The sequence below is a fragment of the Streptomyces paludis genome (assembly GCF_003344965.1).
Taxonomy (GTDB): Bacteria; Actinomycetota; Actinomycetes; order Streptomycetales; family Streptomycetaceae; genus Streptomyces; species Streptomyces paludis.
This window is the reverse complement of the sequence record NZ_CP031194.1, coordinates 3379764-3406728: the sequence shown is the minus strand read 5'-3', so window position 1 is coordinate 3406728 and position 26965 is coordinate 3379764. Positions and strand designations below refer to the sequence as shown.

General features: G+C 71.3%; 25 protein-coding genes. 10 read left to right on the top strand and 15 right to left on the bottom strand.

All coding sequences use genetic code 11. The features are described from left to right. Positions 1-4: 4 nt before the first annotated feature. On the top strand, positions 5-745 hold the full coding sequence (locus DVK44_RS14955; protein WP_181957461.1) for an MFS transporter: 741 nt from the start codon (positions 5-7) through the stop codon (positions 743-745). On the opposite strand, the gene DVK44_RS14950 is transcribed toward DVK44_RS14955, so the two are convergent. The 9 genes from DVK44_RS14950 to DVK44_RS14910 form a co-directional block, all read right to left on the bottom strand. Beyond that, positions 726-2132: a cation:dicarboxylate symporter family transporter gene (locus DVK44_RS14950; protein WP_114660125.1), complete on the bottom strand. Its 1407-nt coding sequence runs from the start codon at positions 2130-2132 to the stop codon at positions 726-728. The genes DVK44_RS14955 and DVK44_RS14950 overlap by 20 nt on opposite strands. A 77-nt stretch (positions 2133-2209) precedes the next feature. Continuing rightward, positions 2210-3715, bottom strand: a complete 1506-nt coding sequence (locus tag DVK44_RS14945; protein WP_114660124.1) for an IucA/IucC family protein — start codon at positions 3713-3715, stop codon at positions 2210-2212. Continuing rightward, positions 3712-5157 carry a lysine N(6)-hydroxylase/L-ornithine N(5)-oxygenase family protein gene (locus tag DVK44_RS14940; protein WP_181957460.1) on the bottom strand — a complete coding sequence of 482 codons (1446 nt, stop codon included), beginning with the start codon at positions 5155-5157 and terminating at the stop codon, positions 3712-3714. The genes DVK44_RS14945 and DVK44_RS14940 overlap by 4 nt, the downstream gene beginning before the upstream one ends. Next, positions 5154-7022, bottom strand: a complete 1869-nt coding sequence (locus DVK44_RS14935) for an IucA/IucC family protein (protein ID WP_162793833.1) — start codon at positions 7020-7022, stop codon at positions 5154-5156. Before DVK44_RS14935 ends, DVK44_RS14940 begins: the two co-directional genes overlap by 4 nt. Positions 7023-7099: 77 nt before the next feature. Then, positions 7100-8839: a pyridoxal phosphate-dependent decarboxylase family protein gene (locus tag DVK44_RS14930; protein ID WP_114660122.1), complete on the bottom strand. Its 1740-nt coding sequence runs from the start codon at positions 8837-8839 to the stop codon at positions 7100-7102. Positions 8840-8845: 6 nt separating this feature from the next. Further along, positions 8846-10336 (bottom strand): diaminobutyrate--2-oxoglutarate transaminase family protein, encoded by a 1491-nt coding sequence (locus DVK44_RS14925; protein ID WP_114660121.1) that lies wholly within the window; start codon positions 10334-10336, stop codon positions 8846-8848. 321 nt (positions 10337-10657) lie between these two features. Beyond that, positions 10658-11647, bottom strand: coding sequence for a serine hydrolase (locus DVK44_RS14920; RefSeq protein WP_228447154.1), 990 nt, complete (start codon positions 11645-11647; stop codon positions 10658-10660). An 88-nt stretch (positions 11648-11735) separates the two neighbouring features. Then, positions 11736-12158 (bottom strand): PepSY domain-containing protein, encoded by a 423-nt coding sequence (locus DVK44_RS14915; RefSeq protein WP_114660119.1) that lies wholly within the window; start codon positions 12156-12158, stop codon positions 11736-11738. Positions 12159-12312: 154 nt separating this feature from the next. Then, complete coding sequence (locus DVK44_RS14910) at positions 12313-12729, bottom strand: hypothetical protein (RefSeq protein ID WP_114660118.1); 417 nt, start codon at positions 12727-12729, stop codon at positions 12313-12315. A gap of 114 nt (positions 12730-12843) precedes the next feature. Here DVK44_RS14910 and DVK44_RS14905 point away from each other — a divergent pair, with 114 nt between their 5' ends. Continuing rightward, positions 12844-13701 carry a phosphotransferase gene (locus DVK44_RS14905; RefSeq protein WP_114660117.1) on the top strand — a complete coding sequence of 286 codons (858 nt, stop codon included), beginning with the start codon at positions 12844-12846 and terminating at the stop codon, positions 13699-13701. Positions 13702-13721: 20 nt separating this feature from the next. On the opposite strand, the gene DVK44_RS14900 is transcribed toward DVK44_RS14905, so the two are convergent. Next, positions 13722-13931 carry a DUF397 domain-containing protein gene (locus DVK44_RS14900; RefSeq protein WP_114660116.1) on the bottom strand — a complete coding sequence of 70 codons (210 nt, stop codon included), beginning with the start codon at positions 13929-13931 and terminating at the stop codon, positions 13722-13724. Next, positions 13928-14809 carry a helix-turn-helix domain-containing protein gene (locus tag DVK44_RS14895; RefSeq protein WP_114660115.1) on the bottom strand — a complete coding sequence of 294 codons (882 nt, stop codon included), beginning with the start codon at positions 14807-14809 and terminating at the stop codon, positions 13928-13930. The genes DVK44_RS14900 and DVK44_RS14895 overlap by 4 nt, the downstream gene beginning before the upstream one ends. A gap of 414 nt (positions 14810-15223) precedes the next feature. On the opposite strand from DVK44_RS14895, the gene DVK44_RS14890 reads away from it, so the two are divergent. From DVK44_RS14890 to DVK44_RS14875, 4 genes are all read left to right on the top strand, one after another. Beyond that, a complete protein-coding gene (locus DVK44_RS14890) occupies positions 15224-16192 on the top strand; it encodes a helix-turn-helix domain-containing protein (protein WP_114660114.1) in 969 nt (322 codons plus the stop codon). Between the two features lie 86 nt (positions 16193-16278). Then, positions 16279-16626 carry a hypothetical protein gene (locus tag DVK44_RS14885; protein ID WP_114660113.1) on the top strand — a complete coding sequence of 116 codons (348 nt, stop codon included), beginning with the start codon at positions 16279-16281 and terminating at the stop codon, positions 16624-16626. Next, entirely contained in the window at positions 16623-16880 is a 258-nt protein-coding gene (locus DVK44_RS14880; RefSeq protein WP_114660112.1) for a hypothetical protein, read from the top strand. The genes DVK44_RS14885 and DVK44_RS14880 overlap by 4 nt, the downstream gene beginning before the upstream one ends. A gap of 71 nt (positions 16881-16951) precedes the next feature. Continuing rightward, positions 16952-17317 carry a prevent-host-death family protein gene (locus tag DVK44_RS14875; RefSeq protein ID WP_228447152.1) on the top strand — a complete coding sequence of 122 codons (366 nt, stop codon included), beginning with the start codon at positions 16952-16954 and terminating at the stop codon, positions 17315-17317. A gap of 22 nt (positions 17318-17339) precedes the next feature. Here the strand turns inward: DVK44_RS14875 and DVK44_RS14870 are convergent, their stop codons facing one another. Next, entirely contained in the window at positions 17340-17864 is a 525-nt protein-coding gene (locus tag DVK44_RS14870; RefSeq protein WP_162793831.1) for a GNAT family N-acetyltransferase, read from the bottom strand. Positions 17865-18115: 251 nt separating this feature from the next. On the opposite strand from DVK44_RS14870, the gene DVK44_RS14865 reads away from it, so the two are divergent. Then, positions 18116-20104, top strand: a complete 1989-nt coding sequence (locus DVK44_RS14865) for a YncE family protein (RefSeq protein WP_114665138.1) — start codon at positions 18116-18118, stop codon at positions 20102-20104. Positions 20105-20148: 44 nt separating this feature from the next. Here DVK44_RS14865 and DVK44_RS14860 read toward each other — a convergent pair whose 3' ends face one another. Next, positions 20149-21279: an alpha/beta hydrolase gene (locus DVK44_RS14860; protein WP_114660110.1), complete on the bottom strand. Its 1131-nt coding sequence runs from the start codon at positions 21277-21279 to the stop codon at positions 20149-20151. Between the two features lie 239 nt (positions 21280-21518). Here DVK44_RS14860 and DVK44_RS14855 point away from each other — a divergent pair, with 239 nt between their 5' ends. After that, on the top strand, positions 21519-22658 hold the full coding sequence (locus DVK44_RS14855; protein WP_114660109.1) for an LLM class flavin-dependent oxidoreductase: 1140 nt from the start codon (positions 21519-21521) through the stop codon (positions 22656-22658). A 5-nt stretch (positions 22659-22663) separates the two neighbouring features. Next, positions 22664-23350, top strand: a complete 687-nt coding sequence (locus DVK44_RS14850; protein WP_228447151.1) for an FMN reductase — start codon at positions 22664-22666, stop codon at positions 23348-23350. Positions 23351-23388: 38 nt separating this feature from the next. Here DVK44_RS14850 and DVK44_RS14845 read toward each other — a convergent pair whose 3' ends face one another. Beyond that, complete coding sequence (locus DVK44_RS14845; RefSeq protein ID WP_114660107.1) at positions 23389-23832, bottom strand: RNA-binding S4 domain-containing protein; 444 nt, start codon at positions 23830-23832, stop codon at positions 23389-23391. Between the two features lie 202 nt (positions 23833-24034). On the opposite strand from DVK44_RS14845, the gene DVK44_RS14840 reads away from it, so the two are divergent. After that, positions 24035-25549 carry a VWA domain-containing protein gene (locus DVK44_RS14840; protein ID WP_181957459.1) on the top strand — a complete coding sequence of 505 codons (1515 nt, stop codon included), beginning with the start codon at positions 24035-24037 and terminating at the stop codon, positions 25547-25549. A gap of 55 nt (positions 25550-25604) precedes the next feature. Here DVK44_RS14840 and DVK44_RS14835 read toward each other — a convergent pair whose 3' ends face one another. After that, entirely contained in the window at positions 25605-26843 is a 1239-nt protein-coding gene (locus DVK44_RS14835) for a sensor histidine kinase (protein ID WP_228447621.1), read from the bottom strand. Positions 26844-26965: the final 122 nt, after the last annotated feature.

The window sequence follows — 26965 nt, the reverse complement described above, 5'->3', positions numbered from 1 at the left end:
CCACATGGGGAATTCCTGGTTCGTCTGGATCGTGTGGACCGTCGTCGGGCTGCTCTTCGCCGCCCTCCCGCTGATCGCCTGGCGCAAGCTCGCCCGTACCCGCGAGGTCGGCGCGGTGGTCGGTGGCGCGCTGTTCGGCTGCGCCTCTGCGCTGGTGGCCGTACAGCACGGTTGGCTGATCACGCCCAGGGCGGACGCCCACGGTGTCTATGTCCTCGGCGCGCCCCTGCTCGTGGTGTCCGGGGTGTATCTGGAGCGTTGGTGGAAAGGCCCGGGGGCCCGCTCCGGCACCCGCCGTAACCCCGATCCCGCCGAGTGGCCCCACCAGCGCAACGCCGCCATTGGGCTCCTCGGTACGCAGTCCATGCTCACCCTCTGGGCGTGTCTGCTGTACGTACTCGTGACCGGGCCCTCCGTACCGCCCGCGCACGCCGTCCCGGCGCTGCCGGCCGGTCTGACCGTGCTCTCGCAGCAGACCGGCTGCGGCTCGGGGAACTGCTATCGCCTCGTCGAGATCGGCAGTACGACCGGGAACGGAACCGGAACCGGGAACGGGACCGGGCTTTCCCGCGACGAGATCCTCCGCAGACTCGACCTCCCGCACGAAGTCTGCCGCCCCAACGGCTGGCTGCTGGACCGGCGGCCCCTGTGCATCGGGGTCGAGGACCCGCCGGCCCCGGGACTGGGCCAGCCCAAGGCCCAGAAGGTCCGGCTGTACGTCACCCTCAGCGGCCTGCTGGACTGAGAGTCGTCTCCGGGGCCAGGGGCTGCTCCAGGGCCTCCGGCTGCTGGGCGGCGTGGCTTGTGCCCGCGAAAGCCGCCTTTGCCTTGTCGGTGTCGAGCATGCCCTCCCAGCGCGCCACCACGAAGGTGGCGACGCAGTTGCCGAGCAGGTTGGTGACCACGCGCATGGTGTCCATCAGGCGGTCGGCCGCGAGGAGGAGGGCGACGGCGCCGAGGGGGAGGACATCCAGGGCGGCGACCGTCGCGGAGAGCGCGAGGAACGCGGAGCCCGGGATGCCGGCCATGCCCTTGGAGGTGAGCATCAGGACGAGGATGACGGTGAGTTGCTGGCCCAGCGACAGATCGACGCCCACCGCCTGCGCCATGAAGAGCGTCGCCATCGACAGGTAGATCGAGGCGCCGTCCAGGTTGAACGAGTAGCCGGTGGGCAGGACGACCCCGGTCGGCGCCTCGCCGCAGCCCGCGCCGCGCAGCTTCTGCATCATGCGCGGCATCACCGACTCGCTCGACGCCGTCGCGATCGCCAGCGAGAACTCCGCGCGCGTATAGACGAGGAAGCGCCACAGGCTCAGCCCGGTGAACAGCCGCATCAGGACCGCGAGTCCGACGATGAAGAGCAGCGCCGCGCCGTAGCAGGCGGCGATCAGCTTCCCGTACGAGGAGAGCGCCGACAGCCCGTACTGACCGATCAGATACGCGGCCGAGCCGAACGCCGCCACCGGCGCCAGCTTCATCACGTAAGCGACGACCTTGAAGATCAGCTCACCGGTCTGGTCGACCAAATCGAGGACGAGCGGCACCCGTTCGCGCCCCAGGTGCAGGATCGCCGCGCCCGCCAGGACGGCGAGCAGCAGCACCTGGAGCAGCTTGTTGTCGGCGAACGCGCCGACCAGGCTCGTCGGGATGACATCGAGCAAGAAGCCCGAGAGGCCCGGGAGTTCGGCCCCGGCCGTCTTACTGTCGACCGCGCTCTCGTCCAGCTTCGGGTGGCCGCCCGCGAAACCGGCACCGGGCTGTACGAGGTTGCCCACGACCAGGCCGAGCAGCAGCGCCAGCGTGGTGATCACCTCGAACCAGATCAGCGCCTTCACACCGATCCGGCCGACCGACCGCAGATCCCCGGCCTTCGCGATACCGAGGACCACGACGCAGAAGACCAGCGGCGAGATCACCATCTTGATCGCCTTGAGGAAACCGTCCGCGATCAGCTTCAGCGAGTCCGCGCTGTCCGGCCAGATCGCGCCGACGGCCACCCCCAGTGCCACGGCCGCGATCAGTTGGACGAACGGCGACAACAACAGCGCGCGGGCCCTGCCCCGTGACGGCGCCGGTGATGGCGATGGCGACGGTGGCGGCACTGGCGATGCGGCAGTGGGGGTGCCGGTCATGGAGAGGCTCCTTGGGGGACGGGCCGATTTCCGGATCGCGGATGTTTCTTTCCGACAGGAAATCTCCCAAGGCCCGATCACATGGGCGGTTCACGCAGGTAAACGCCGCGTTTCCCGGGGCTCCCCTCCGCCAGGGACCAGAAGTCGGCCTCCGGCAGGTCCAGGTGGTCGGCCGCCAGCCTCGCCAACGCCCCTAATACGTAAGGCCGTTGGTCGGGAGGAGAGACGTCTCCCGGCGTCACTGTCGTCACCGCCGTGCCCACCGGGGTGCTCCGCCCGTCGAAGAGCACCACCGCGTCGCCGTCGTACCGGCCGTGCTGCGGCAGTACGGCGAAGAGGCGCTCCAGCCAGGCGCGCGCCGACAGGCCGGAGCGGGCGACCAGTTCGGTGATCAGCGCACGGCCGTCGGAGCCGGTCAGCAGCAGCGCCGACAGAGCGCGTGCCCGCTCGCGGCCCCGCAGCAGCGCGGTGACCGGCGGGTACCAGACCGCGCCGAGGAGGTTCCGGAAGGCGGGCGGGGCGTCGGGGATCGACGCGTACAGCGGATGCGTTACGGTCACCGCCGCCATCGGTCGCCGTATGTGGTGGCGCTCCAGCTCCGGTTCCGGTGCCGGTTCCGGTTGTTGTTCCGGTTCTGGCTGTTGGCTTGGGGATATCGGCAGCAGCGGCAGCCTTACCTCCCTTCTGTGCGGCCGGTCCAGATTCACGTACGTATCCCCCGACGCCAGCGGCCGGTAGCGGTCCCCGCTCTGGCCCAGGGCCACCACCCGGCCGTCCGCGAGATACGCCGCGAAGTGCGCCGCGACCACCTCGTCCCACTGGTACGGATGCACCGGCAGCCAGTGGAACGCGCCCGCCGGCAGTCCGCTTGCCGCGCACGCCCGGTCCAGCGCCGCCGTGAAGCGTTCGTACGTACGCGGGTCCAGCTCCTCAGCCAGCAGCCGCGCGGCCGACAGGCCCGGTCCCGGTGCGCCGGCCGGGCCGCCGTGGCTCCCGTGGCTTCCGTACGTGGCCAGGTCCTCGTGTACCGCCGCCCAGCTCAGCCGTACGGCACGCGCGCTCTCCGGCGCGTACGCCGCGACATCGGACGCGGCGAAGCCCGGACCCGGGCGGCCCCGCGTGAGCAGCGGCCCGGGGGCGCCCGGTGGGCGGTGGGCCTCCAGCTCCAGCCGGCCCAGGTTCGCCAGGTCGGCGGCGGGCAGCGCCTGGCTGAGCCGTACGGCCTCGGAGTGCCGCGCGGCGGTCAGGGCGCGGAGGGCCTCCGCGAGCGCCGGGCCGGTCCAGCCGAGTACGGTCGGGCCGGCGTCCAGCAGCAGTGTCTCGGGCTCGGCGCCCTCGGAACCCTCGGCGCCCTCGCTACATCGGCGTACGCTCCCCGGCTCCACCCGCCAGGCCCCGCGCTCGCCGTGCTCCCCGTGCTCGCCCCGTACCGCCGCCCGGAACGTCCAGCGCGACTCTCCCAGCGTCAGTCGGAAGTGCCCACCTGATTCCGGTTCCGGTTCGAACCGGCCCTCGTTCGCGTACTCCTCCACCAGCCCGGCCAGCAGCCGGCGTCCCGCTTCCGCCCACTCCGCTTCCCTCATGTGCTGCCCCCCGGCACTCCGAATGTCGTCCACGCCGCCCGTTCCGGTACCCGCAGCACGGTCCGTCCCGCCACCGCGTTGAGGATCGTCGCCGCCCGCCACGCGCCCAGGGTCAGATCCGGGGCGCCGACGCCGTGCGTGTGCAGTTCGGCGTTCTGCACGTACAGCGCCCCGGTCACCGTCGGGTCGAGGGAGACCCGGTACTCCCCGTCGATCCGGTAGCGGCCCCGGTCGTCCCAGTCCACGAGTTTCGCCAGCGCGTCCAGGAAGTCCGGGCGCGCCGCCGCGTAGCCCGTGGCCGACACGATCGCCGCCGTACGGACCTCGAAGACCTTGTCCTGTTCCGTGTGTCGGCACGTCAGGACGTAACCGCCGCCGTCCGCCGCCGACTCCGCCCGCGCGCCCTCGATCGCCACGCCCGGCTGGAGCGCGGCGCGCGGCTCCGTGCCGCCGATGGTGCGCTCGTACAGCTCGTCGTGGATCTCGGCGAGCGTCTCCTCGCTCACGCCCTTGTACAGCTGCCACTGCTCGCGCACCAGCCGCTCGCGCCGCTCCTCCGGGAGCGCGCGGAAGTAGCGGATGTAGTCGGGGGTGAAGTGCTCCAGGCCGATCTTCGAGTACTCCATCGGCGCGAAGGCCGGTGTACGGGCCAGCCAGCGGACGTACGGGCCGCCCGCGCCGGTGCCGTCCTGGTGGCGCAGCAGATCGAGCGCGACCTCGGCGCCGGACTGGCCCGCGCCGACGACGGTCACATCGTCGAGCCCGGCCAGCCGCGCGCGGTGGGTGCGGTAGTCGGCGCTGTGCAGGACGCGGCCCTCATGGGCGCTCCCTTGGGCGCCTTCGTGAGCGCCCCCGTGGGCACCCGCGCGGGCGCCCTCGTACGCGCTGTCCAGCAGGGCACGCAGTGGCTCCGGCACCACCGGTTCCGTACCGACGCCCAGGACGATCCGGCGCGTCCACACGCGCGCGACCTCACCGGCCGACGAGCGGTACGTGACCGCGAACGCGTCGCTCGTGCCGTCCCACGCCACCTCGGTCACGCGGGCGTCGAAGCGGCAGGAGGGGAGGTTCTCGGCGACCCAGCGGCAGTAGTGGTCGTACTCGCGCCGGGGTATGTGGAAGCGCTCGGAGAAGAAGAACGGGAACATCCGGTCGTGCGCGCGCAGGTAGTTGAGGAAGGACCAGCGGCTCGTGGGGTCGGCCATCGTCACCAGGTCGGCGAGGAAGGGGACTTGGAGGGTCGTGCCGTCCAGCAGCAGTCCCGGGTGCCAGGAGAAGGCGGGTTTGGCGTCAAGGAAGAGGCCGCGAAGACCGGGATCCGCCACACCGTCCGCCAGCGCCGCCAGCGACAGGTTGAACGGTCCTATGCCGACGCCGACCACGTCGTACATCTCACCGTCGCTGCCGCCGTCGCTGCCGTTCACGTGCTCATTGGTCGTCATCTATGGCCCTCCGCAAGAAGATTGGGTACGGCTATCTGTACGGGGCGCCCCTCCACGCACGTCAAGTAGGGGGCCTCACAGCGCAGTACCGGCGCGTCGAGCAGCAGGTCCAGCAGCCCTTCCGCGCCCGGCTCCGCCGACCGCAGCTCCGCCAGCCGCCCGCGCACCACACCCACCAGCGCGGCCTCGTCGGCGAGCCCGAGCGCGCCGAACGCGCCCACCAGGCCCAGGAGATTGCCGATGCCGAGGGCGCGCGCCAGGTGTTCGTCGACCAGCGCGTCGTCCTGGACCACCTCCGCGCCGTCCGCCGTCGCGCCCGGCAGCAGCCGTTCGATGCCCTCGGCGCGCGAGGCGGCGAGGCGGTAGCCCCGGCCGTCGCGGTACCAGCCGGCCCGGGGCAGTCCGTGCGCGTCCAGCGCGACCAGCGTGTTCCGGTGGTACGGCGCGAGGGCGACGCCGTACCGCGCCCGGAGCCGGATCAGCGGTACGGCGAGCACATCGAGGTACGCGCCGAGCCAGCGCGCGGACGCCTCGGCGGTGCCGATGCCGTGCGCGCGGACCGTACGGGCGACGGCCTCCGACAGCAGCGCGCGGTGGCGCGGCGGGGTGCCGTCGCCGGGGCCGGGGCGTTCGGCGAGGAGCCCGGCGACGCTGAGGCCCTCCGGGCCACGGCCCGAACCGTTGAACGGGTTGTCGCGGAAGGCGGTCTCCAGCCCGGTTTCTGGCCCGGAGGCCGTGCTGTCAGCAGGAGACTCCGGACCCACCGACACCCACGCGAAGTCCCGCAGCACCCCGAACTCCGGATGCTCCGCCCGCAGCCACTCGCCCGGCCCGGCCGGTCCCGTGCACGCGGCCGAGAGCAGCCGGGCGAGCCGGACGCCCCGGCTCAGCTCCGTACGGTGGTTGAGGCGGCCGGAGCCCGCGACGCGCATGCCGAGCGACAGCTTCAGCATGACGTCGGCGCCCGGCCGGTGGACGGTCCGTACCGAGGACGTCGGATACCACGCGGGCCCCGCCGGCCCCAGCGGCCTCAGCAGCCCCGCGTCCAGCAGCGCCGCCGCCCCCGGCATGCCCAGCAGCTCGCGCGCCTGCCAGGGGTGCGCGGGCAGCGGCACCATGCCGGGTGGCAGATCGAGCCCGGCGTTGGCGACGAGCGGACGCAGCAGGTCGGCGGGGGTGCGGTCGTCGGCGGACTCCCCGACGACGATCTCGGGGTGCGCGGCGAACCAGTGCAGCGCGAAGTAGCCGCGCGACTCGGGGGAGTACGTGTCGAGTTCGCGCTCGGTGGCGCCCTCGCGGCTCTGGGGCGCGGGGTGGAAGGGGTCGCCGAGCAGCATGGCCTGTTCGGAGTCGAGGAAGGGGGTCAGCCCGCGCCCGCTCCCGGTCCGGGCACTCCCGGTCCGTGCACCGTCGGTTCGCGCGCCGCCCTCCTCCGCGCGGCGGCGCGCGATGTGCGCCGCCGTACGGCCCGAGGAGTCCAGCACGCGCCGTACGGTGTCCGCGCCCCGGTGCGGCGGCAGGCCCCGGCCGGTTGTCGACTCCCGTACGAGCGCGGCGGCGACCAGCGCGGTATCGGCGGGCAGCGAGCCGCCACGGCCACCGCCGCCACCGCCGTGCTCGTATGCCGATGTGGCCACGCGCGCCCTGCCGAAGCGGTGCCGGCCGGTGGGCGAGTGGTACCGCACCCGGATCCGCAGCGTCAGCCGGCTCATGGGCAGCGTCAGATACAGCACCTGCCCGGTCGGCGGCACGGCGGTGCCGGTCTCGCGTACGTACGTCCGCAGGAGCGTCTCGGTGGCGGCGGTGTCGCCGGCGCGGGCGGCGTCGGGTTCGTCCAGTGGATTGGGGGAGTGGGGTGAGTTCAAGGGCTTGTTGGCATGGGAAGAGTGCTCCGAAATCGTCCCCCCGGCCTCCATACCCGCCTCCGTACCCGCTGCCGCCGTCACCACGCCCCCGCCTCCGCCTCGTCCTCTTCCGCGCGCCCCGCCGCCACCACTGCCGCGAGCAGCCGCTCGACGTCCTCCGCCGTGGTGTGCGGGTTGAGCAGCGTCAGCTTCAGCCGTACGCGACCGGGCCCGTCGCCCGGCAGCTCCGTACGGCCGACGACGGCTTGCCCCTCGCGCAGCAGCCGGCGGCGCAGCGCCGCGTTGATCTCGTCGCTCCGGTGTTCGTCGTCGCCGTGTTTCTCGTCGCCGTCCACCGGCCGGTAGCGGAACACGAAGGCCGTCAGCACCGGTTCGGCGTGCAGCTCCAGGCAGGGGTGCTGCCGTACGGCGGCGGCGCCCGCGACCGCGAGGTCGTGGCAGGCGTCCACTAGCCGGCCGAGCCCTTCCCGGCCGAGCGTCCGCAGGGTGACGGCCATCTTGAAGGCGTCGGCGCGCCGGGTCGTCCGGAGCGAGAGCCCGAGCAGGCTCGGGTAACCGGCCTCCTCGTCGTCCGCCGGGTTGAGATAGACCGCCCGGCGGGCGAGCGAGGCGTACGTCTCCGACTCGCGGACGAGGAACACCCCGGCGGCGGCCGGCTGCCAGCCCAGTTTGTGCCAGTCCAGCGATACGGAGTCGGCGAGCGCGAGCCCGTCCAGCAGCGGCGCGAGCCGGTCGGAGAGCAGCGCGCCGCCGCCGTACGCCGCGTCCACGTGCAGCCAGGCGCCGTGTTCGGCGGCGAGCGCGGCGCAGGCGCGCAGCGGGTCGATGGCGCCGGTGTCGGTGGTGCCGGCCGTGGCGACGACTGCGATCGGCAGCTCGCCGCGCTCGGCGCAGCCTTCGAGGATCGCGGCGAGCGCGTCCGTGTCCATACGGTGCTGGTGGTCGACCGGTACGGAGAGCACCGCGTCCTCGCCGAGCCCGAGGAGGGCGGCGGCGCGCTGGACGGAGAAGTGGGCGGCGGCGGAGGCGAGGATACGGGGGCGGGTGCCCAACGTACGCCGGACGCCGGTGAGTTCGATCTGCCGGCCGGCCGCCGCGCCCATCACCCGGTCCCTGGCCAGCATCAGGCCCATGAGGTTGGACTCCGTACCGCCCGAGGTGAGCACCCCGGCGGCCCGGTCCGCGTCGTACCCGACGAGCGCCGCCAGCTCCCGTAGCAGCAGGGTCTCCAGGACGGTCGCGGCGGGCGCCTGGTCCCAGGAGTCCTGGGAGGGGTTGAGCGCGGAGACGGCGAGGTCGGCGGCGACGGCCACGGCGAGCGGGGGGCAGTGGAGGTGGGCGGCGCAGTGGGGGTCGGCGGGGTCGGCGCTGCCGTGGGCGAGGAGTTCGGTCAGCCGGTCGAGGGCGGCGGGACCGTTTCCGGCGGCTGTCGCGGTGCCGCCCGCCTCGGCGCCGAGCACGTCGGTGCCGAACACCTCGGCGACGGCCGTCGCGGCGTCCTCGGGCCGGCCGGGGGCGAGGGGTCCGCCCCGGGTTTTCGCGCCTTTGGACAGGGCGTCGAGCACGGTGGCGATCAGCGGCGCGAGGTCGTCGGGGCCGTCGACGCCGCCGGAGAGCGCGGTGTGGTCGCCGTTACGGGCGGTGGCGGCGGTGGTGGTGGTGGCGGGTGGCCCGTTGTGGCGGGCGGTCTGGCGGGGTACGCGTGCAGCCGATTCATGAGCGCTGTGCGTGCCGTGAGCGCTACCCGTACCGGCAGCGCCACCCGAACTACCAGCGCTACTGGTGCCGTTCGCTTCAGTCGTATCAGTCGTCGTCATGACCCTTTACCGTCCTTGTTTCTGCCGCGCCTGCTGCGTCGGCGCCTGAGGCTGAGGCTGCGCCTGCCCCTGAGCCCGCGCCTCCGCCGAAACCCGCGCGATCGCGTCCGTGAACCGGTCGAGGACCGCTTCCGCCTGTTCGTCCGTGATGGTCAGCGGCGGGAGCAGGCGGGCCGTCGCGTTGAAGCGTCCGCCCAGCTCGATGATCAGACCCCGGTCGAGGCAGGCCGCGCGGACCCGTTCCGCGAGATCCGGGGCGGCCGGATGGGCGCCGCAGGAGTCCACCGGCCCCTCGGCGTCGACGAGTTCGACGCCGATCAGCAGCCCGCGCCCCCGGACATCGCCGATCGCGGGCAGTTCGTGGCGCAGCCCCTCCAGCCGCGCCGTCATCCGCGCGCCGACGGTCGCCGCGCGCTCCGCCAGGCCGTGCCGGGTCACGTACCGCAGTGTCGCCGCGCCCGTCGCCATGGCCAGCGTGTTGCCGCGGAACGTACCCGTGTGGGCGCCGGGCAGCCACGCGTCGTAATCCCGGTCGTAGACGATGACGGCCAGCGGCAGACTGCCGCCGATCGCCTTCGACATCACCATCACGTCCGGGGTGACGCCGCTGTGCTCGACCGCCCAGAACGCGCCGGTGCGCCCGACGCCCGTCTGTACCTCGTCCACGATCAGCGGGATGTCCCGCTCGGCCGTGATCCGGCGCATCGCGCGCAGCCAGGAGTCCGGCGCGGGCACGGCGCCGCCCTCGCCCTGCACCGGCTCGACGATCATCGCGGCGGGCCGTACGACCCCGCCGGCCGGATCGTCGAGGAGCCGCTCCGTGTACGCGGCCGACAGCTCGGCGCCGCGCTCGCCGCCGACGCCGAAGGGGCAGCGGTACGAGAACGGATACGGCAGCCGCGTCACATCGGCCGCGCCCCCGGCGCCGCCCGCGATCCGCTCCTTGGCCGCGACGTTGCCGGTCACCGCGAGCGCCCCGGCCGTCATGCCGTGGTACGCGCCGGTGAACGCGAGCACCCCGCGCCGCCCGGTCACGGTCTGCGTCAGCTTCAGCGCGGCCTCGACCGCGTCCGTACCGGCCGGGCCGCAGAAGTGGATCCGGGCGCGGTCGGCGAAGCCTTTGGGGAGGGTGTCGAAGAGCGCGTCGGTGAAGTCGTCCTTCTCGGGGGTCGCGAGATCGAGGACGTGCAGGGGCGCACCGCTCTCCAGCGTGCGCTGTATGGCCTCCAGCACGACGGGGTGGTTGTGGCCGAGGGCGAGCGTGCCCGCGCCGGAGAGGCAGTCCAGATAGCGGCGGCCGTCGGTGCCCTCGATCGTCATGCCCTTGGCGCGGGCCGGGACGATCGGGAACGATCGGGCGTACGTACGCGCCGACGACTCCCGGGCGCGCTGGCGGCGCAGAATGCCCGCGGCGACAGCTTCGTCACCCGCGGCGGCTTCCCCACCGGTGGCGGAGTCGGCGGCTTTGGCGGGCTGGGGGGCGGGGGGCACGGTCATGACATGGCTCCGGAGTATCGGGGAAAGGGCTCAGAGCGGACGCCCGGGTGGCTCGCGCGGCGCACTTCGCTCGCGTAGAAAACGATCAAGTCGCCGGTACGGTTCGTGCGCATGCCAAATAGCTTGCACCGCCAGGAATTTGATACGCCTTCGGCGGACGGGTGGCTGCCCTCCCCTCAGATCAAGTTAGGTAACCCTAACCTAACCTGTGGCGGTGGTGAGTGTGAAGCCGGACCATGGTGTGTCGCGCTCGCGCGGGCATGCGACAGGGCCCACCGCGCGGGTGCGCAGTGGGCCCTGAGCCCTCAGCCAACTTGTCTGCTACGCGGAGACGGCCGCGATGGCCGCCTTCGCCGCCCGCTCCACGAGGGAGATCCCGGACTCCATGCTGCCGCTGCCGTCGGAGAGCACGGCCAGCAGATAACTGTGTCCGTCAGCCTCGATCAGGCCGATGCTGTTGATGTCCCACAGACCGGTGGCGCTCCGCGACAGCCAGCCGTTCTTCAGCCCGGTCGCGGTACCGGCGGCCGACACGCCCCAGTCCTGGCCGTCGGCTATCGCGCCCATCAGCTCCTGCGTGTACGCGCGCGAGGCGGCGCTGAGCGGAGTATCGGCGTCGTCCTCGGCGAACACGGCGGCCAGCAGCGCCACTTGGTCCGACGCGGTCGACTGCGTGAGCCCCCACAGCTTGCCGCTGCCACCGGTCGTACCGGTCAGCCCGAGCCGCCGGTTCGCCGCGTCCAGCCCGGTCGCGCCGCCGATGGTGGTCCACAGGGCGTTCGCGGCGGCGTTGTCGCTGCTGCAGATCATGGCGGAGGCGTACGTACGCTCCTGCGCGGTGAGGACGCGCCCCTCGTCCTGCGCCTGGAGCAGCAGGGCCGCCAGGATGTCGACCTTGACGATGCTGGCGGTGTCGTACGTCGCCCCGTCCTCCGCGCTGTACGACGCGGCCGAGGACGCGGTGGCGCCGTCAGTGGCGTCCAGATCGAGTACGGCGACCTGGAGCGAGGCGGAGGCGGATGTCACTTGCCCCATGGCGGAGGCGAGCCGGGTGGAGAGGGCCTCGTCAGCGTCCGCGTCGTCGGAGGGCGACGGGGACACCACGGCGGCGGTGTCCGCGGCCGTGGCGTCCGAGGCGTTACGGGACGCCCCGCTCGTAGGGGGAAGCCCCGACGCCCCCGCCCCTGACCCCGTCCCTCTGTGCGTAACCACCCAAGCGGACAGCGCGAGCGCCAGCAGCAGGACGAGGCCGATGACGGCGGGCGACATGGCCCGGCGCCTCGCGGAAGGGGCGATCCGGTGGCGTGACATGGCGCGAGGCTAGGAACGCCGCCTGTGGCGGACCTGTGCTCAAGCTGAGCTGCGCCTGAAAACCTGGACCGAAGCGGAACGGAACGACTCAGTCGTCGTCGCCGTCCTCATCGTCATCGTCCTCGCCATCCTCGTCGCCGTCCTGGCCGACGATCCGGCCGTTGAAGGCGTCCACGAGGACCTCAATCCCCCCGGCCGCGACCCGAGCCTCCACCTCCCACACGGCTCTGCCGCCCTCCTCGTCCAGCTCGACCTTGAACACGCGGGCACCAGGATTGCCGGCGATGACGATCTGGGCGGCCTGAACGGCGTTGACCGGACGCGGCCCGAACTGGGCGTCCAGCTCCGGATCGATCTCGATCTCGAAACCGACGTCCGAGGCGGCACGTACGGTCGCCTGCCCACCGGCCGGCGCCCGTTCGGCCTGCCCCGCCGAGGCGAAGGCGGCGCCCACGGTGACGGACAGCAGCAGTCCCCCGCCAACCAGGGCGAGCAGCTTGGTCTTGCGCATCGGTTCCTCCTGTGGAGTGCTCCCGTGATGTGCAAGAACGCTAACGAGCCGCGTACTAGCGGATGGTTCGCGGACAGGCTGCGCAAGGCTAGAGGAACCTTAAATTTCGCGTAGCCGAGCGGAAGTTCAGCCCGCTCCCACTGAAGGCCGTGGCCTACGTCCCGGCGATCTCGTGCCGGAGCTGATGGGTGAAGCGGCGCAGGAGATCCTCCGTCTCCCGCTGCTCGGCCCGGCGATCGTCCCTGCCCTCGCTGGGCCGGGAGCCCCAGACCCGACGCGCGAGTGCGTCGGCGAGAGCGACGGTGTCGTCGGCACACAGAAGATAGAGAGCCGACCGGGCTTCCTGCATCCGCCCCACCAACTCGTTGGCCCCGGCGCCGTCGTCACCCAGCCGTGTTTCCCGAAGGTGGTCGATGAGCTGGACCACGGCGGCATTGAAGCCGACCCCGGCCTTCAACTTCTGCTCACGCAACCACATACGATCCTGCCGCCGCGCAGCGAACCAAGCCCCGAACACAGCCCCCACCAGCCCAAAACCAGCGCCAATGGCCACAGACAGAACATCCACCATGCCAGCTCCCCCCGAAACACAGCCGACGGCAGGCTACCGACCCCACAGCCCCCGTCAACAGCAGTACGCGCGCCCCCTTCCTGCTACGGTCGTCCGTCCGCCGAGGAGGTCGTGATGAATGGGTCCTTGCCCGTCGCTGCCCAGGTTGATCTACGCCGTCAGCCGGTGGAAGACGTGCTGAAGCGCGTCGAAGAGGCCCTGCATGTGCGACTGGACCGGCAGGCGCTGGTACGCAAGCGCCGTTCCCTGGGGGGCCGTACGGAGCGGGGTACGTGGGTACGTGTCGAGCGGCGGGGATTCGAGCGGATCGGCTCACAGGGCTGGAACGGCACCGAGGCCGCCGCCGTACTGCACGGGATCGCGATGCCCGAGTGGTACCAGGGCGTGGCGTGGCGCGAGCCGGGCGCGCCGGTGATGTGGCGCGCGGACGAGCTGGAGCTGATGCCGTCGCCGCCCGTCGCCCAAGGCGCTCTGGTCCTCGAAGCCCCGGACCTGCCGGACGCGTGGTGGGAGGCGCTGAATGCCTCGCTGGACGCCCTGGCTGACCAGCGGACGCCACGGCTCGCGACACCGGACACGGTGACCATCACGCAGGAGCAGGTGACGCGGACACTCGGGGAGGTCTTCCCCGGCATCACCGATACCCGGATCGAGCGGTGGGTGCCGGCTCATGCCGATCTGACCTGGGCCAACGTGATGGGACCGGAGTTCTCCCTCATCGACTGGGAGGACTGGGGCATGGCACCCCGGGGCCTGGACGCCGCAACCCTGTGGGGCAACGCCCTGGCCGTCCCCGCGCTCGCGGACCGCGTCCGCCAAGAACGAAGTGCGGATCTGGAGAGCCGGGACGGCAGACTGATGGCGCTGTTCTTCCTGTCGAAGGTCGTCGGCCCCCACGCTTACGACGAAGATCCGCTGCTGACCCCGGCCCGAAAGGAGACCGAGCGCCTGCTGACCGAGCTTCAGCGCTGACGGTGTCGTCCGGTGCCGCGTCAGCTTTGGGCGGTGTAAGTGATGAAGTCCGCCCAGGCGTTGGGGGCGAGGGTCAGGTGGGGGCCTTTGAGGGATTTGGAGTCGCGGATGTGTACGGTGCCGGGGGTGGTGGCGATCTCGACGCAGGAGTCGCCCTGGGTGCCGTCGCTGTAGCTGCTCTTGAACCACCTCAGCCCGGAGGCGTCCCCGACAGTGGTCTTGCGGATCATGTTTCTCCCAGCAGTAGTTGCTCGATGAAAGCCAGCGACTCCCGAGGCGTGAGAGCCTGCGCCCGGATGGTGCCATACCGCAGCTCAAGGATGCGGAGTTGCTTCGGGTCGGAGGTTGGCCGGCCGTTGAACGCGCCGTCGGAGCGGCCCAACGCCGTGCCGTTCTCGAATTTCAGCAATTCGATCCTGCCGTCCACCCCGGGGTGGGCATCACTCTTCGTCGGCATCACCTGAAGTGTGACGTTGTGCAATTGGCCCACCTCCAACAGACGTTCGAGCTGCTGGCGCCACACCATTGTGCCCCCGACCGGGCGCCACAGTGTCGCCTCTTCCAGGACGAAGCTGATGGCGGGCGCCGGGTCGTCCTGTTCGAAGATTGACTGCCGCGCCATGCGCGCGGCCACCATGCGGTCCACGTCGTTCGGTGAGTACGGCGGCTGCGCGGCCCGGAAGAGTGCTCGCGCGTGGTCGGGGGTCTGCAACAACCCGCTGATGCTGTTGCACACGTACACCCCGATCTCGACCGCCTCGGACTCCATCTTCGCCAGTGCCCGTACCTTCTTCGGGTACCGGACCTTCTTGACGTCCTCCCACGTCGCCGCGATCAGGCCGTCCGCTCCCAGCACCGCGTCGGCGCGGATCAGGAAGTCCTGCCGGGGGATCCGCTTGCCGGCCTCGATCTTGTACACCATGTCCTCGCCGTAGCCGACGGCCTTCCCGAACTCGCCGGTGCGCAGGCTCGCCGCCTCCCGGCGCAGTTTCAACTGCCGTCCCACCGTGGTGATCACGGCCATGCCCCACTCGTCGTCCGGGTCCACCTCCCAGCCCGGCTCGTCCGTCTCGTCCTTGGGCTGTTTCGCCTCGTCGTCCACCGACATCCGCCCGTTCCTCCTGTCCGGTCGCGCCGTCCCTCGGCGCACTGCGCTCTACCCGTAGGAACGGTCCGGACAGACAGGACAGCACCGGACAAGCGCTGGACAGTGACCGTACGGAGTTTTTTCGTTACTCACCGGAACTCGCTCCGGCGGGTTCCGGTGGTTCGGGTGGTCCCTCCAAGGACGTGACGGAGAGAAAGAACCCCTACCAAGCCCCACCCCACCCGCCCGTCGTTCACACTCACTCGGGCGGGTGAACATCCCTGGTTTTGGTGGATTTCGTGTGTGGTGACTGCCTTACGCTCTGCGAGAGCACAGACACACCAGACACACCCACCGACGACATACGTCGGCCCCCGGCCGGGACGCTGAATCCCGATCGAGGGCCTGACCACCGCGGAAGAAGAGAGCTTCCTGATGGATACCAACGACATTAGCGCGCCCCCGCACTCCCCGTCCGGCTTACGCGACTCGCAGCGCCCCGCACGGGCTAATCCACGTCCCGGTGTTCGGCCATCGGCCTCCCCGGACGCCCGTCCCGCCGGGATCGAGCACGACAACTCCCGTCACACCGAACGCTTCACCGTGATCGGCAACCACCTCGCCCAGCACGACAAGCTGTCGCTGGTCGCCATGGGCCTCGGGCTGCACATCCAGTCACTGCCCACCGGCGCCCGCGTCGACATCAAGACCCTCGCGGGACGCTTTCCCGAAGGACCGACGCGAATTGCCGCCGGGCTGCGGGAACTTGAGGCCCACGGCTATCTGCGGCGGCTGCGCGAACGTACCCCCGGTGGGCGGATCGTCACCCGTACGATCTCCTGCAATCAGCCCGCAGCGGCGGCGGTACGGCACCACCGGACCGGTGGCGCTACGGCTGCGGCGGCGTCGGCGGTCCGCCGCACCGAGCCCCCCGACACTTGCGCCGAGCCCGCCCGGCCCGCGCCGCCCGCGCCCCGCAAAAAGCGGCCCCTGCCCGACGTACCCCAGCCCGGATACTCCTCCCCGGACCTCCTCAGTGCCGCCACCGCCGTCCTCGCCGACCTGCACATCCACGACCCGCGCCTTCTCCTCTCCGCCTGCGACACCGCCCACCTCGCGCCCGGCGTCGCCGCCTGGCTGGAGCGGGATGTGACACCCGCCGCCGTACGCCACGCCCTCACCGCAGACCTCCCGGCCGACGGCCCCCGACGCCCAGCCGCCCTGCTCGCGTACCGCCTGACCAACCAACTGCCCCCGGCACCCCCCTTCCGCGCGCCGGCCGCCCCCGCCGCCGTCCGGTATCCGCTCCGTAACTGCGACCATTGCGACCGCGCCTATCGCGGACCGGAACCGGGGTCCTGCGGCGGCTGCCAGGGCGTTCTCGACCCTTCCATCCACCCATGAACAGGACCTTGAGATCCATGGTCGCGACAACATGTCCCAGCCGTCCCGGACGACTAACCTGGCCCGTGCACTCCCAGGAGGACACCATGAGCACCCAGGCCGACCACGGACATGAGCTGGTCCCCCGCCCCGAGCAGACGCCGGACGCCCTGCGGGCCGCCCTCGCCGTCGTGGCCCCCGGCCGCCTGGCCGAGATGCAGCGGACAAAGGACGATGCCTTTGCCAAGGCTGTCGAGTGGCAGTCGCTCAGCCCGGTGCGCGGCTGGGTGCTGGCCTGGGCCCGGGATATCGAGATCGCCCGCCGTCCTGACCTGTCCGCCCGGCACTACCGGGCGAACAGCAACCTGGAGAGCGAGGATCCGGCCGTCGCCCGGGAGGCGCTGCGGGAGCTGAGCATGGTGCTGGACGAGGCGATGACAGCAGTACGCGCTTGAGCTGGACCTGGGAGTACGCCTTCGGGGCGGAGGAAGCGGCCCGCACCGCACCGCGCTCCTTCCTGGCCGGAGTGGAGAAGAAAGCGGCTGAGCTGGTCAGAGCGGCCGAGGCACTCCACGTGCATGGCCGAAGCCACGAAGGTCTCGATCCGAAGGGCGGGGATCTTCCCGTTCCCGGTGGCATGTTCACGTACCAGATCGTCGTACGCAGCGAACGCGTCTACATCGTCCAGATCACGTACCTGGGCTTCTGACCAGCAGTTTTCACTGTCCCCGCTTGGGTGCCCGGTCACCGTATCGGTGGCACCTGAACGATGGAGCCCACTTGAAATCAGAGACCGAGTCCGTCTCCTTCACCGACCTCTCCCGTAACCCCAAGGGCGTCGCGGCCAGAGCCGCTGCCCTGGGGCGTCTCCCGCTGATGAAGCAGGATGACGGCGCCGGGTCTCCCCTCCTCGCGCTGCCCGAGGTGTTTCCCTGGGTGCGGCATCTTGACGCGGAGGAGGTTCGGGCCTTCACCGTCGAGCTTCTCGGGGCGTTTTCCGACGCTGCGGAGCTGGACGCGGGGGAGGCTGTGCAGCGCGCGATCATTTCCTGGCGGGCCACGGCCCGTATCAACAGTGAACCGCACGACGAACCAGGCCGGAGCAACCCTGAAGCCGGGCAAGCCCTGAAGCCGGAGCAACCCTAAAGCCGGGAGGGCGGGCGGAAGTTCAGGTTGTGAGGGTGCGGCTCCAGATCTCCACCGCTGTGTCCACCGCCGTCACCACGCCTCCCGTCGGCTCGACCGTCCCCAACCGTGTCCAGCCCCACGCCCGCAGCGCGCTCACGCCCGACTCGTTCGCCGGATGTACCCGTACGGTCACCTGCGCCGCGTTCGTGCGCATCAGCAGTTGTTCGATCAGGCGCGTCGCCACCCCGTCGCGTCGGAAGTCCGGCAGGACCATCAGTTCGGCGAGTACGAAGACGGGACCGGAAACCGGGCCGCCGGACGTCAGTTCCGCGATGCCGGACGGGCCGTCGTCGCCCACCGGGAACCCGTACGCGTATGCGACCGGGCGGGGGCCGCTCGCGGCGACCACCATGTCGAAGCCGGGCCGCTGCACATCGTCGGCGAAGGTTTCCAGGAACTCCTCGCGATCTGACGCGCGATCCGCCGCGCTATCTTCCGTGCCGTACGACTCGACGTACACCTTCGCCACGGCTTCCCGCTGCGACTCCGCCTGCCACCGGCTCAAGCGTCGAATGAACACCTCTGCCACCGCGTGCCCCTCCCGCGCCCGTCGCGCGGTGCACCACCGCGCGGAGGTACATCGTCGCAGGACAGAGAGGGGTACGTGAATACCGCACGCGAGTTCACCACCGCCGGGGCGGAGGGGTGAAGCAGTACGGGGCCCGTGTCCGAGTTGTCAGAGCCATGACCTAATCTGCACTTCATCCGCCTGCCCCGGTTCAGGGGCGGGTTATGAGTATGGGGGGCCAACTCATCATGCGTACGCGCAGAAGCGCAGTACTTCCGACCGCGACAGCGCTCGCGGTCCTCTTCGGATCGGTGGTGCTCGCCTCGGGCACGGCGGCGGCCGATTCCAGCAAGGTCCTGCCGGTCCGCTCCACCGGGGACATCGTCGTGGACGGCGTCCACAAGCGGGTCTTCATCAGCGACCCGTCCCAGGGCAAGGTCGTCGCGACCGACTACGCGGGCAAGGTCCTCGGGACCGTCTCCGGGCTGCCCAGCGTGGAAGGGCTCGCGCTCTCCGACGACTCGGAGCAGCTGTACGCGGCGGTGCCCGGGGACGACTCCGTCGTGGCCGTCTCCACGCGGACGTTCGCCCCGTCCGCCCGCTACTCGACCGGCGAGGACACCGCCCCGGAGGACATCGCCCTCGCCGGCGGCAAGATCTGGTTCTCGTACAGCTCCGGGACGAGCGGCAACATCGGCTCGCTGGAGGTGTCCGGCGAGGAGCCCGTGGTCGCCCTCGGCCAGGACGACGAGAGCGGCTGGTACGGCACCCCGAAGCTCGACGCCACGCCCGGCGCCCCGGGCCTGCTGGTCGTCGGGGACCCGAACACGTCCTCGTCGCGGCTCGGTGTGTACGACGTCTCGGGCGGCACGGCGGTCCGTACCGCCACGGACGCCGGGTCGCGCGGCCGGTACGTCGACTTCGCGCTCACCCCGGACGGCAGCCGGCTCATCACGGCCAACGGCGGCGGCCACCACTGGATCAAGCGGACGTCCGACCTCGCGGAGACCGGGTCCTACACCACCTCGGACTCCGCCAACGCCGTGGATGTCGCGGCCGACGGTACGGTCGCGGCCGGCAGCTCCTCCTGGTACAGCACGGACGTCAATGTCTTCCTGCCCAACGCCAAGAAGGCGGTACGGCAGTACGACTTCCCCAACACCGGCACACACAGCGGCAGCGACACCCTGGCCAACGGCGCCCTCGCCTGGGAGCCCGGCGGCGGCCGGCTGTTCGCCGTGTCCAGCAACAGCGAGGGGGTGTACTCCCTGCGGGTCCTGACCGACCCCACCAAGTCGGTCCCGACCCTCACGGTCACCGCCCCCGCCTCCGCGCCCCGCGCCAAGTCCCTCACGGTCAAGGGGAAGATCACCGCGTCCGTCGCGCTCCCGGCCGGCACCCCGCTGACCGTCACCCGTACGGATGTGGAGTCCCCGAAGGGCAAGTCGCTCGGGACGAAGAAGACCACCGACGCGAAGGGCACGTTCTCCTTCACCGACACCCCGCCGGCCGGCGGCAAGGTCACCTACAAGGTGACGTACGCGGGCAGCGCCACGCACACCGCCGCCGCCGCGTCCGCCAAGGTCAACGTCTCTCGGGCGACGCCCAAGCTGTCGCTGGACCGTAACGGCAAGGTGTACGACTACGCCAAGAACGTCGCCTTCACCGCCCATCTCGGCACCACCTACAAGAACCGCGTGGTCGAGATCTGGGCCGACCCGTACGGCGCCGACAAGCCCAAGAAGCTGATCAAGAGCGGCAAGGTCAACTCCAAGGGCAATCTGTCCGCGACCGTCAAGATGACCCGCAACACCACGGTCACCGCCGTCTTCGCGGGCGACGCGCGCTACACCTCGAAGTCGGTGAAGTCGACGGCGCAGGCGCGGGCGAAGGTCACCACCACCGTCTCCCGCCACTACAAGACGGGCAAGATCGGCTCCACGACGTACGCGTACTTCCACAAGAAGACGAACCCGCTCTTCACGACGACCATGACCTACTACAAGGGCCGGTCGCAGCGGTTCGCGCTGGAGATCTACTACGAGGGCCGGTGGTACGACGTCGGCACCGAGTACTTCCTGATCGGGACCAACGGGAAGTCGGCCATCGAGCTGGCCGGCGAGCGGGACACCGACCTGCGGATCCGTACGCGCTCCTCGTACATCAAGGGCGGCTCCGGGGACAACGTCAACTACACGACGCACGGCGCCTGGAAGTACTTCATCTTCACGAAGTAGGTGAAGTAGGTGAAGTAGGTGAGGTAGTTACGTTGCGTGCGGGGTCAGGTCGATGGGACCGGGCCCCGCATGTGCGCGCTGATCCACTGGATGAGCCCCCCGGCCGCCATGTTCGGCACGTACGTACGGGCGTTGTGGCCGCCGCCCTGGATCACGCTGAGCTTCGTCCGCACCGGCCCCTTCGTATACGTACGGACGAAGTCCTCGACCTTCGGCCGGTCCTCGGCGTCCGAGCCGACCGTGCCGACCTGGAAGGCGAGGTAGACATCGGGGCCGCCGGCCCGGATCAGCTCCGGGGCGAGCACCGTCGGATCGTTGGCCCGCTGCTGCGCCGCGTGCCCGGCCCAGAGCCGGGAGTCCGGCCTGATGTCGGGGCCCGAGGCGATGGCGGCCTCGAAGCGGCGCGGCTTCTGGAGGACGGACTTCAGCGCGGCGAACCCGCCGGTGGAGGAGCCCATGATGCCCCAGCCGGCCCGGGACCTGAGGGTGCGGAAGTTGGCCTTGATGAGGTCGGGCACGTCCTCGGTGAGCCAGGTGCCCATCTTCGGCTGGCCGGGGATGTCGCTGGCGTCCCAGTACAGCCCGCCGGTGTCGGGGTGCGGGTTCAGGACCGGCATGGCGAGGATGAACGGCAGGCTCTTGCCCTCCTTGGACCAGGCGGCGATGCTCGCCTCCAGCTTGAGGTCCGTACCCATCCAGTAGTTGACCGGATAACCGGCGCCGCCGGGCAGCGCGATCAGCACGGGGAAGCCGCTCTTCGCGTACTTCGGTTCGCTGTACTGCGGCGGGGCCCAGACCCAGACGCGGCCGGTGAAGCCGGATTTCCGGCCCTTGAGGGTGGTGACGGCGATCTTGGAGCCGTCCTCGGGGACGGTGGCTGCCACGGAGAAGGACGCGGCGGGGCCGGTGGGCATCAGGACGGGGGAGCGCGCGGTGCCGGTTCCGGTGCCGGGGCTGCTCCCGGGACCGGGAGACGCGGTGCCGGTACGCGCGAAGCTGATCGGGTCGCCGTTGTCCGAGAAGACCCCGAAGTGGTCCATGACCGGCCAGGCGACCAGGGCGAGCAGGATCACCAGCGTCGTACCGAAGACCCATCCCTTCGCGCGCGCCGCACGACGGTGGCCTCGCGACCGGTGGAGCCCTCCGCCTCGCCTGGTGGGTCGGGTGGGTGTCATCGCGCGTTCCCCTTGCCCTTCCTGATCGTCGTCGTCACGTTCCACCCATCGGGAGGGGTGGACCGGAGGCAGAGGTTCCGATCCGGTCGTACAAATCTGTTCAAACCGGCCGGACGGGTGACAGGCGCAGGGGGCCGCAGGGGTGGGAATAGCGTGGGCCGGGTCGCCGTTGTAAGCTTCAGTTGAATATTCAACTAATACGCGACAATGTGAGCACGAGAGCGAGAGGTGTGAGCGCGATGCAGTTCGGGATCTTCACCGTCGGTGATGTCACGACCGACCCGACCACCGGACGTACGCCGACCGAGCACGAGCGGATCAAGGCGATGGTCACCATCGCGAACAAGGTCGAGGAGGTGGGCCTCGACGTCTTCGCGACCGGCGAGCACCACAACCCGCCCTTCGTCCCGTCGTCGCCCACCACGATGCTCGGCCACATCGCGGCCACCACCGAGCGGCTGATCCTCTCCACCTCCACGACGCTCATCACCACCAACGACCCGGTGAAGATCGCCGAGGACTTCGCGATGCTCCAGCACCTCGCGGACGGGCGTGTCGACCTGATGATGGGACGCGGGAACACCGGGCCGGTCTACCCGTGGTTCGGTGAGGACATCCGCAAGGGCATCCCGCTGGCCATCGAGAAGTACGCGCTGCTCCACAAACTGTGGCGGGAGGACGTCGTGGACTGGGAGGGCCAGTTCCGTACGCCGCTCCAGGGCTTCACCGCGACCCCGCGCCCGCTGGACGGCACCCCGCCGTTCGTCTGGCACGGTTCGATCCGCTCGCCGGAGATCGCGGAGCAGGCCGCGTACTACGGGGACGGCTTCTTCGCCAACAACATCTTCTGGCCCAAGGAGCACTTCCAGCAGCTCATCCGCCTCTACCGCAAGCGGTACGCGCACTACGGGCACGGCACCCCGGAACAGGCGATCGTCGGCCTCGGCGGCCAGGCGTTCATGCGGAAGAACTCGCAGGACGCGGTACGGGAGTTCCGTCCGTACTTCGACAACGCGCCGGTGTACGGGCACGGGCCCTCGCTGGAGGACTTCACGGACCAGACGCCGCTGACCGTGGGCAGCCCGCAGCAGGTCATCGAGAAGACGCTGGCGTTCCGCGACTCCTTCGGTGACTACCAGCGCCAGCTGTTCCTGATGGACCACGCGGGGCTGCCGCTGAAGACTGTGCTGGAGCAGCTGGATCTGCTGGGCGAGGAGGTGGTCCCCGTACTGCGCAAGGAGTTCGCGGCGCTGCGGCCGGCCGGGGTGCCGGAGGGACCGCTGCACCCGGCGGTGGCGGCGGCCAGGACGGAGACACCCAGCACGACGACGGCACCCAGCACGACGACGCACGGGACGACGACGCAGAAGGAGTCATGAGCGCTATGAGCACGGAGACGTTGAAGATCGTCACGGTGGTGGCCGGCCTGAGCAGGCCGTCCTCGACCAGGCTGCTGGGCGACCGGCTGGCCGAGGCGGTCACCCGCGAACTGGCGGCCGGCGACCGCAAGGCGGAGAACACCGTCGTGGAACTCCGCGAGCTGGCCGTCGACCTCGCGAACACCCTGATCACCGGCTTCCCGTCGCCCGCGCTGAGCGACGCGCTGGACGCGGTGACGGAGGCGGACGGTCTGATCGTGGTGACCCCGGTCTTCGCGGCCTCGTACAGCGGACTGTTCAAGTCCTTCTTCGACGTGGTCGATCCGGACGCGCTGACCGGTAAGGCCGTCCTGCTCGGCGCGACCGGGGGCACCGCGCGCCACTCCCTCGTGGTGGAACACGCCCTGCGCCCGCTCTTCTCGTACCTGCACGCCCTGACCGCGCCGACGGGTGTCTTCGCGGCCACCGACGACTGGGCCACGGGCGAGCTGTCGGTCCGTATCGGCCGCGCGGGCGAGGAGTTCGCCCGGCTGCTGAACGGTACGGCGCGGCCGGCGGCCGAGAAGGAGGCGGCGGCAGCGGAGCTGGACGAGGTGGTGCCCTTCGAGCAGCTCCTCGCGAACGGCTGGTCCACGGGGCTCGACTCGGTCGGAGACACCGGAGAGGTACGGGCACCACACCCGGAGCCGTAGGCGGGGGTGAGGATGGGGGACGGGGCGGAGGCCCGGGGTCAGTGGCCCCCGCCCTGGCCCTGGCCGCCTCCCTGGCCCTGATTCTGGGCCTGGAGGCGGTCCAGGGTGCGGCGGTCGCGCTTGGTGGGGCGGCCCGTACCCCGGTCGCGCAGGGCGATGGGGGCGGCGAGTTCGCGGGGCGGGGGCGGCGGGCTGTTGTCGACGTAGCAGCCGACGGCGACCGGCGCGCCCACCCGCTTCCGTACGATCCGGGAGACCACCACGACCCTGTCCCGGCCCTCGTGCCGCACCCGGACCTCGTCGCCCGCCTTCAGTGAGTACGCCGGCTTGACGCGGTCGCCGTTGACCCGGACATGGCCCGCGCGACAGGCCGCGGCGGCCTGGGAGCGGGTCTTGGTCAGCCGAACGGACCAGATCCAGGTGTCGACACGGGCGGAACCCTCGCCCGCGCCCGGGAACTCAGCAGCTGCCTCGGAAGCCATACCCCGAGGGTAATCGGGGACGACCGGTCGTGGACAAGGGCTGCGCGGGCGCCGCCGAGGCGGTACCGTCCACGCACACGGGCGCCGCCCCTGCCGGAGATCCCTTGCAGGGGCCGCTAACCTTACGTATCCGCCCTGGCCAGGGATGCGCGTGTTCCCCGGCGGCGGACACCCCACCCAACTCATCTGGAAGGGCTCGCCCATGGGCATTCGGAGCATGCTGCGCAAGGTGTTCGGGCGCGACCGTGCGGAGGAGCGCGACGAGTCGGCGACAGCTTCCGTACCGGCGCAGGCCGACGGTACGGAGCCGGTGTCGGAGAAGCCCGAGGCGAAGGAGTCCGAGGAGAAGTCGTCCGCCAAGGCTTCGGCCTCGGCCGTTACCTCGGCTTCCGCCGCGTCCTCCTCGTCGTCCTCTTCTTCTGTCTCCGGCTCGGGCGTCGCCGTGCACGCCCCCGCCGCGGCCGACCTGGTCGCCGAGGCGTTCGACAAGGCCCGCCCGTCCGAGTCGGAGCGCACGGTACCGGCGCAGGCGTCCCGTACGCGTACGGTCGAGGAGCCGCCGGCGGCGACCCCGGCGCCGGCCGAGTCCACGTCCGCGTCTGTGTCCGTATCCGTACCCGCGCAGGTGTCGGCGGAGCCCGAACCGGAACTCGTGAAGCCCGAGCCGAAGCCGGAGCCGGAGCCTGTGGTGGCGCCGGAGCCGGAGCCCGTGGCCGAGGTGAAGCCTGAGCCCGTGGTGGAACCGGAACCGAAGCCGAAGCCGGAGCCCGTGGCCGAGGTGAAGCCCGAGCCCGTGGTGGAGCCGGAGCCCGAGCCCCTTGCCGTGGCTGAGGTCGTGACCCCCGAGCCCGTCGCCGACGCCGAACCGGTTGTTGAGCCGGTCGTCGAGCCCGAGCCGGTGGCCGTATCCGAGCCCGAGCCCGTCGTCGCACCTGAGCCCGAGCCGGCCGCCGAGGTCCCGGCCCCCGAGCCCGCCGACGTAGTAGCCCCCGCCCCCGCCCCGGCCCCCGAGCCCGAGACCGCCGCGCGGCCCGCGCTCACGCTCGCGCGCGTCAAGTCGCGGGCTCCCGGGCTTGTCGAGCAGTACAAGGCCGCCGGTGCCGCGCTCAAGAAGGCCGGGCTCGGTGGGCAGCGGGCCGCCGTCTACCTCGTCATCGACCGGTCCCTCTCCATGCGGCCGTTCTACCAGGACGGCAGTGTCCAGCACCTCGGCGAGCGGGCCCTCGCGCTCGCCGCGCACCTGGACGAGAACGCGGCCGTCTCCGTCGTCTTCTTCTCCACCGACATCGACGGAACGGGCGAACTCGGCCTCGACACCGACGCGTACGAAGGGAAGCTGGACGAACTCCACGCCTCCTACGGCCGCATGGGCCGGACGAACTACCACCGTGCCGTCGAAGAGGTCGTGGAGCTGCACGAGAAGTCCGGCGCCACCGGGCCCGCGCTGGTGATCTTCCAGACGGACGGCGCGCCCAGCGCCATCCGCCTCGCCAAGCAGGCGTTCGCGGAGGCCGCGCGGCTGCCGCTGTTCTGGCAGCTGGTCGCCTTCGGCGCCGAGGACGCCAAGGACTTCGACTTCGCCCGGAAGCTCGGCGCCGACGCCGCCGCCGAGAACGTCGGCTTCTCGCACGCCGGGCCCACGCCCCGCGAGCTGCCCGACGCGACCTTCTACCGCGACCTGCTCGCGGCCTGGCGGCCCGCCGCCGACCCGAGCTGAAGCATTCCCGTACACCTCATACGCACGACCCTGACGCTGCCGCCCGCCCCCGTCGTCACTCCTCGACCCGGGCCGGCGGCAGCGTCACTGTGACAGCCAGGCCGCCGCCCGAGCCACCCGAACCCCCCCAGCCGCGCGATCTGTTCGGCACCGCCGTGACCGTCCCGCCGTGCGCCTTCGCGATCGAGCGCACGATGGAGAGGCCGAGCCCGGCCCCCCGGCCCATCCGGTCGCGGCCCTCGCCCCGCCGGAACGGCTCGAAGAGCGCCGGTATGTCCGCCGCCGCGACCTCGGGCCCGGTGTTCCGGATGACGACGACATTGCCGGTGACGGCGACATGGACCGTCCCCGTACCGTCCGTGACGTTGTAGCGCACCGCGTTGGCCAGCAGGTTTCCCACCAACTGTCCCAGCAGCAGCCGGTTTCCCCGGACCACGGCCGCGTCCTGCACGGACAGCGACATCATCAGCGAGACATCCCGGCGGCAGCGCGCCGTCTCCTCCGCGACCGCCTCGCCCAGATCGACCAGCTCCTGGTCCTCCAGCCCGCGTTCGCTGCGCGCCAGCACCAGCAGCCCCTCGATGAGCTGCTCGCTGCGCCGGTTGTTGTCGAGGAGGGTCTGCTTCGTACGGGCCAGCTCGTCCGGTGTGCAGGAGTCGTCCAGACCGACCTGGATCGCGGTGCGCTGGGTCGCCAGCGGGGTACGCAGCTCGTGCGAGGCGTTGGCGATGAACCGGCGCTGGCTGTCGAACGCCTTCTGGAGCCGCGCCAGCAGCGCGTCCAGCGTGTCGCCCAGCTCCTTCAGCTCGTCGTCGGGGCCGCTCGCGCCGATCCGCTCGTGGAGGTTCCGCTCGGAGAGCCGGCGCGCCGTCGCCGTCATGGCGTGCACCGGGCGCAGCACCCGGCCGGCCGTCCACCAGCCGACCGCGACCGCGCACGCGGCCATGACGACGAGGGCGACGAGCGACCAGTAGAGCATCTCGTTGGAGGCGACGTTCGTGACGGTGTCGGTGAGTTCGTAGGCGGTGACCGGCTCCACCTGCCGCTCGGTGATCAGCCCGCTGACGGAGGTGCCGGACGGCGAGGGGACCACCTGCGCGGGGGTCACCCGGCCGGCGATCTGGTTGGCCTCGCTCTGGGTGGCGGCTCTGGACAGCAGGTTGACGACGGCGAGCAGACAGCCGCCGAGGACGAGGAAGGCCCCGCCGTAGATCAGCGCGATGCGCGTACGGATGGTGGTGCTGCGCACCAGGGCGCCGGGCGCGAGCGAGGCCACGGGGCGCGCGCGCGTCAGCCGCCCCCGGCAGCCGCGCACCCGGCGCAGCGCGAGGCGCGTGACGGCGCGGGTGCCGGTCCCGGCCCAGGTGTCGGTCCCGGCGCGGGCGGTGGCGGCGGGGCCGCCCGTACCCGTACCCG

Excerpts from the sequence above, each read along its gene's own strand:
- DVK44_RS14955 (WP_181957461.1), top strand. The coding sequence starts at position 5 with ATGGGGAATTCCTGGTTCGTCTGGATCGTGTGGACCGTCGTCGGGCTG.
- DVK44_RS14950 (WP_114660125.1), bottom strand. The coding sequence starts at position 2,132 with ATGACCGGCACCCCCACTGCCGCATCGCCAGTGCCGCCACCGTCGCCA.
- DVK44_RS14945 (WP_114660124.1), bottom strand. The coding sequence starts at position 3,715 with ATGAGGGAAGCGGAGTGGGCGGAAGCGGGACGCCGGCTGCTGGCCGGG.
- DVK44_RS14940 (WP_181957460.1), bottom strand. The coding sequence starts at position 5,157 with ATGACGACCAATGAGCACGTGAACGGCAGCGACGGCGGCAGCGACGGT.
- DVK44_RS14930 (WP_114660122.1), bottom strand. The coding sequence starts at position 8,839 with ATGACGACGACTGATACGACTGAAGCGAACGGCACCAGTAGCGCTGGT.
- DVK44_RS14925 (WP_114660121.1), bottom strand. The coding sequence starts at position 10,336 with ATGACCGTGCCCCCCGCCCCCCAGCCCGCCAAAGCCGCCGACTCCGCC.
- DVK44_RS14920 (WP_228447154.1), bottom strand. The coding sequence starts at position 11,647 with ATGTCACGCCACCGGATCGCCCCTTCCGCGAGGCGCCGGGCCATGTCG.
- DVK44_RS14915 (WP_114660119.1), bottom strand. The coding sequence starts at position 12,158 with ATGCGCAAGACCAAGCTGCTCGCCCTGGTTGGCGGGGGACTGCTGCTG.
- DVK44_RS14910 (WP_114660118.1), bottom strand. The coding sequence starts at position 12,729 with ATGGTGGATGTTCTGTCTGTGGCCATTGGCGCTGGTTTTGGGCTGGTG.
- DVK44_RS14905 (WP_114660117.1), top strand. The coding sequence starts at position 12,844 with ATGAATGGGTCCTTGCCCGTCGCTGCCCAGGTTGATCTACGCCGTCAG.
- DVK44_RS14900 (WP_114660116.1), bottom strand. The coding sequence starts at position 13,931 with ATGATCCGCAAGACCACTGTCGGGGACGCCTCCGGGCTGAGGTGGTTC.
- DVK44_RS14895 (WP_114660115.1), bottom strand. The coding sequence starts at position 14,809 with ATGTCGGTGGACGACGAGGCGAAACAGCCCAAGGACGAGACGGACGAG.
- DVK44_RS14890 (WP_114660114.1), top strand. The coding sequence starts at position 15,224 with ATGGATACCAACGACATTAGCGCGCCCCCGCACTCCCCGTCCGGCTTA.
- DVK44_RS14885 (WP_114660113.1), top strand. The coding sequence starts at position 16,279 with ATGAGCACCCAGGCCGACCACGGACATGAGCTGGTCCCCCGCCCCGAG.
- DVK44_RS14865 (WP_114665138.1), top strand. The coding sequence starts at position 18,116 with ATGCGTACGCGCAGAAGCGCAGTACTTCCGACCGCGACAGCGCTCGCG.
- DVK44_RS14860 (WP_114660110.1), bottom strand. The coding sequence starts at position 21,279 with ATGACACCCACCCGACCCACCAGGCGAGGCGGAGGGCTCCACCGGTCG.
- DVK44_RS14855 (WP_114660109.1), top strand. The coding sequence starts at position 21,519 with ATGCAGTTCGGGATCTTCACCGTCGGTGATGTCACGACCGACCCGACC.
- DVK44_RS14850 (WP_228447151.1), top strand. The coding sequence starts at position 22,664 with ATGAGCACGGAGACGTTGAAGATCGTCACGGTGGTGGCCGGCCTGAGC.
- DVK44_RS14845 (WP_114660107.1), bottom strand. The coding sequence starts at position 23,832 with ATGGCTTCCGAGGCAGCTGCTGAGTTCCCGGGCGCGGGCGAGGGTTCC.
- DVK44_RS14840 (WP_181957459.1), top strand. The coding sequence starts at position 24,035 with ATGGGCATTCGGAGCATGCTGCGCAAGGTGTTCGGGCGCGACCGTGCG.